The sequence below is a fragment of the Lactobacillus acetotolerans DSM 20749 = JCM 3825 genome (assembly GCF_001436775.1).
Classification (GTDB): domain Bacteria; phylum Bacillota; class Bacilli; order Lactobacillales; family Lactobacillaceae; genus Lactobacillus; species Lactobacillus acetotolerans.
The window spans coordinates 1-4,968 of sequence record NZ_AYZC01000063.1; the positions used below are offsets into that span (position 1 = coordinate 1).

Genomic DNA, 4,968 nt, shown 5'->3' on the forward strand with positions numbered 1-4,968 from the left:
ATGGCTACTTACGGGACTGTTGTCACGATCCGTGGTAAGAAGTATTACACCATTGATCATAATCACTTTATGAAAGCCAATAACTTTATCAAGATTGCTTATCCAGATTTAGCTAACAGTGAGTTATCACCAAATGCTAAGCAGGACAGTGATAAAGCATTCACAGTCAAAGCTTTGCAGCACAATGCTTATCTGTACAATAAAGAAGGTAAACGTGCTAATAAGGTAATCTTGAACCTGAATTCCAAGGTAAAGACTTATGGTACCAAGACCATCAATGGCCGCAAGTTCTATGTAGCAGCTAATGACTATTACATTGCCGCTGGTAACATTGACGCCACCAAGCGTAAGCTTACGCATAACGCTTATATCTATAGCCAGTATGGTAATAGAATCGGCCGGAAGGTGGTGAAGCAGCACCAAGTAGTTGGAACTTATGGCGATCCCGTTGGGATTCGTGGTAAGAGTTACTACATCATTGGTTCCGGTCGTTACCTCAAGCGGGCTAACTTTGAAACTCGTTAAAGGCATAGCAACGTCCTAACATACGTACACAATTTTAAGGACGAAGAAAGAACGCTCAATCAAAAATGATTGGGCGCTCTTTTGCAATTAGATTTATTTTTTGTACTACAAGGAAATATTTTTAAATATTAGTAAATTGTCGTGCATCGTCAAGTGGGCTGGTATAAACATAATTTAGATTTACATACTTAGTTTTCTCACTCAACTTTTGCATTAATTTTTGCTGCTGATTAGTTAAATGCAAGTGGTGTAAAGCTATTCGTGCCTGAATATACATCACTAACTTGCTGGTATAAGCTAACGGATGATCATGACTATCAAACTTGCGCATAACTAATCCAATTGCATCCCTGATCTGCTTATATTTATTAATATTCAATTCATTATAAATATTGCTGAAGAAACTATTATAAAATTTATTCAAATATTGATAAACTTCTTTATCTAACTGCTCACGCTTCTTGCGTGAATTGTTAACAAAAAAGTTAATCATAGTGTGCCTCCTTCATTACTGGTATGATTTGCGTATTTTCTGCAAAATTTTTCTGGATATCTTTAGGCAAAGGGGTGTCGGTAATTAAGACATCAATTTTGTCTAAAGGGATTGACATGTAAGGGGAAGTACTATGATTCATGAATTTATACTTTTCGGCAATTAATATAACTTGGTTAGCCCTTGAAGCAGCTGTTTTGATTAATTCTGAATCACTCATTTTATTAGAGTAAACACCGTCTTCTTTTACGCTGGAGGTTCCAATAAAGGCTGTATTAAATTTGATGCGGCGTAAAATATTTAAAGCAGTGACAGAGTAATTAAAGCGCTGCTTCTTGTTTATCTTGCCGCCAAGCAAACGAACATTCGGAAGCTCAGACTGCATTAATTCCAAAGAGTTATCAATCGAATTAGTAACAATTTGTGCGTCTAACCCATTTAGTAAGTTGCAGAGTTGCTTAAGGGTGGTAGAAGGACCGATGAAATCACACTGACCAGCGTGAACAAAGCGCCGTGCCATCTCAGCCATTTTATTTTTGATTGGAGAATCAACCTGATTTCTGGCTAAGAAGTTTGGTACATTGTCACGGTTGACTTCCATTAATCCACCATGAACTCGAATAGCTTGTCCAGTAGAAGTTAAACGCAGGATATCACGTCGAGCGGTATCGAAAGAGACGTTGAAGTGCTTGGCTAAATCTCTCGTAACTAAATGATGTTTAACTGTCAGCATCTTTTTGATCTCTTCAATTCGTTCTTCTTGAGTCATATTTCTTCCTCCAAAAAATAATTTAACATCTTTATTGATTCCTTTAATGATTTAGTAAGTATATTACTTTTATTTTTAAGTACTTATCTGTATTTAAGCATATAAGTACTTAAAGCAAAAATTATAAATGCTGTAATGTCGGCTTTATTTGCTCTTTTATTTAATAACAAGTACTTATTAAAATTGGGACGACCCAATTTATAAAATAGTTGAACTTTTGCAAAAAGTTGGTATGATATAGATGTAGTTAAAAATGATAATTATTAAGTAAGTGATTGCTTAAAGGAGAAACAATATGGCAGTTAATTACGATTCAAAAGAATACTTAAAGAGCGTTGATGCATACTGGCGTGCAGCAAATTACTTGTCAGTTGGTCAACTGTTCTTAATGCATAATCCATTATTAAAGCGTGATCTTAAAGCTTCTGATGTTAAACCTAAACCAATTGGTCATTGGGGTACTATTGCACCACAAAACTTTATTTATGCGCACTTGAACCGGGTGATTAAGAAATATAACCTGGATATGTTCTATATTGAAGGTTCAGGTCACGGTGGTCAGGTTATGGTATCTAATGCCTATCTTGATGGTTCTTATACTGAACGTTACCCACAAATTCAGCGTAACGAAAAAGGTATGGCTAAGTTATTCAAACGCTTTAGTTTTCCAGGTGGTTCAGCTTCTCATGCTGCTCCTGAAACTCCAGGATCAATTCATGAAGGTGGGGAATTAGGTTACTCACTTTCTCATGGGACTGGTGCTATCTTAGATAACCCAGACGTCATTGTCGCAGTTGAAATTGGTGATGGTGAATCAGAAACTGGTCCACTTGCAACAAGCTGGTTCAGTGATAAATTTATTAATCCTATTAAAGACGGTGCTGTTTTACCAATCTTACAAATCAATGGTTTCAAGATTTCTAACCCAACCATCGTTTCAAGAATGAGCGATGAAGACTTAACCAAGTACTTCGAAGGCATGGGTTGGAAGCCATACATCATCTCTGCTTATAAAGATGGTGAATTCAATGGCTACAAGCCACATATGCAAGTTCACGAAGAAATGGCTAAGTTGATGGATACGGTAATCGAAGAGATTAAGGCTATTCAAAAGCATGCTCGTGAAAATAACGATGCAAGTTTACCACACTGGCCAATGATCATCTTCCGTGTACCAAAGGGCTGGACTGGTCCTAAATTTGACCTTGATGGCAACCCAGTTGAAAACTCCTTCCGCGCTCATCAAATTCCAATTCCTGTTTCTCAAGACAATATGGAACATAAAGATATGCTTACTAAGTGGATGAAGAGTTACAAGCCAGAAGAATTGTTTAACGAGGATGGCTCACCTAAGGATATCGTCCTTAAGAATGCTGTTCATGGTGATCAAAGAATGGCTATGAACCCAATCACTAATGGTGGTAAGGATCCTAAGCGCTTGAGCTTACCGGATTACCGTGATTATGCTCTGAAGTTCGACAAGCCAGGTTCAATGGAAGCCCAAGACATGGTTGAATGGGCCAAATACTTAGATGAAATTTCTAAGCGTAACCCAACTACATTTCGTGGCTTCGGTCCAGATGAATCTAAGTCTAACCGTTTGTTCAAACTGCTTGATGACCAAAAGCGGCAATGGGAAGAACCAATCCACACGCCAAATGATGAAAACTTGGCTCCAAGTGGCCGGATGATCGATTCACAATTATCTGAGCACCAAGATGAAGGTTGGCTTGAAGGCTACGTATTGACTGGTCGCCACGGCTTCTTTGCTACATATGAAGCATTTGGTAGAATAGTTGATTCTATGCTTACCCAGCACATGAAGTGGTTACGTAAGGCTAAGGAACAATATTGGCGTCATGATTATCCATCATTAAACTTTGTTGCTACTTCAACTGTTTTCCAGCAAGATCACAATGGTTATACTCACCAAGATCCAGGTGTTCTTACGCACATGTTTGAGAAGAACCGTCCAGATTTGGTTCACGAATACTTACCAGCCGATACTAACTCACTGTTAGCAATTTCTAATAAGGCGTTCCAACAACGTGAATGTATCAACATTTTGGTAACTTCTAAGCAGCCACGTCCACAATGGTTCTCAATTCAAGAAGCTGGTAAATTAGCTGATAAAGGTCTGGATTACATTGATTGGGCTTCAACTGATCAAAATGCCAAGCCAGATATTGTCTTTGCTTCAACTGAAACTGAGCCAACTTTAGAATCACTTGCCGCAATTGATATCTTGCACAAGAATTTCCCAGACTTGAAGATTCGTTACATCAATGTTGTTGACGTTATGAAGTTAATGAGTCCTAAGGATAATCCAAATGCCATTTCTAATGAAGAATTCGAACGTCTCTTCCCAAGTGATGTTCCGGTTATCTTCGCATGGCACGGTTACAAGACAATGATGGAGTCAATTTGGTTTGCACGTGATCGTCATAACGTTCATATTCACTGCTATGAAGAAAATGGTGATATTACCACACCATTTGATATGCGAGTACTGAACCACTTAGACCGCTTTGACTTAGCTAAGGATGCTGTTGAGAGTGTTCCTAAGTTGCAAGGTAAGAGCGCTGGCTTCATTAACCATATGAATGATTTACTTGCTAAGCACCACCAATACATTCGTGATAATGGTAAAGATATGCCAGAAGTCACTAACTGGAAGTGGGAAGGTTTAAAGTAATACCATTTCCCTCTGATAGATAAATCCGTTTAAAATTGGAACTTGATTTTAGATAATCAGGTTCCTTTTTTTGCACAAATTATTAAATAATTTCCATAAGAATCAGATTTCTAATGAAATCGGATTCTTTTTTGTATAGAATATTCTAGTGGGGGGATAAATAATGAAAAGATATAAGCCGAACACAAAAGCAGTAATTACCGGTATTACCTTTATGATAATTGGGATTACTTGCTGGTGTATTAAAGCTTTGGTAGGTAAGAGTTGGTTTTTCTTGCTTCCAACCGGATTATTTTTGATCTGTGTTGGTGGATTAACTTTAACGGTTACCGCTTTTCTGACTTTAAGAAAGAATGATTTGAGAATGCTAGAGCAGGTAAAGAAGAAACGTGAAACAGAAAAAAAGAATATTTAATTAAAAAAGAATAATTTCCCTGATTTAAAATTGAAGTGCAACACAAATAGAACTTAAACAAAAAGGTCATG

At 37.4% G+C, this 4,968-nt stretch carries 5 protein-coding genes; 3 read left to right on the forward strand and 2 right to left on the reverse strand.

Annotated features, from left to right (window positions below):
• Window positions 1-525, forward strand: a 525-nt coding sequence (locus tag FC77_RS07285; protein WP_056970981.1) for an SLAP domain-containing protein, incomplete at its 5' end; no start/stop codon positions are given.
• Window positions 526-646: 121 nt separating this feature from the next.
• Here the strand turns inward: FC77_RS07285 and FC77_RS07290 are convergent.
• Together FC77_RS07290 and FC77_RS07295 are read right to left on the reverse strand one after the other, a co-directional pair.
• On the reverse strand, window positions 647-1,018 hold the full coding sequence (locus FC77_RS07290) for a bacteriocin immunity protein (protein WP_082137190.1): 372 nt from the start codon (window positions 1,016-1,018) through the stop codon (window positions 647-649).
• Entirely contained in the window at window positions 1,011-1,787 is a 777-nt protein-coding gene (locus FC77_RS07295; RefSeq protein ID WP_054682277.1) for a DeoR/GlpR family DNA-binding transcription regulator, read from the reverse strand. The genes FC77_RS07290 and FC77_RS07295 overlap by 8 nt, the downstream gene beginning before the upstream one ends.
• 295 nt (window positions 1,788-2,082) lie before the next feature.
• Here FC77_RS07295 and FC77_RS07300 point away from each other — a divergent pair, with 295 nt between their 5' ends.
• The gene (locus FC77_RS07300) at window positions 2,083-4,482 is read left to right on the forward strand and encodes a phosphoketolase family protein (RefSeq protein WP_056970982.1); all 2,400 of its coding nucleotides are present in this window, start codon (window positions 2,083-2,085) and stop codon (window positions 4,480-4,482) included.
• Window positions 4,483-4,645: 163 nt separating this feature from the next.
• The gene (locus FC77_RS07305; protein WP_056970983.1) at window positions 4,646-4,897 is read left to right on the forward strand and encodes a hypothetical protein; all 252 of its coding nucleotides are present in this window, start codon (window positions 4,646-4,648) and stop codon (window positions 4,895-4,897) included.
• Window positions 4,898-4,968 lie beyond the last annotated feature (71 nt).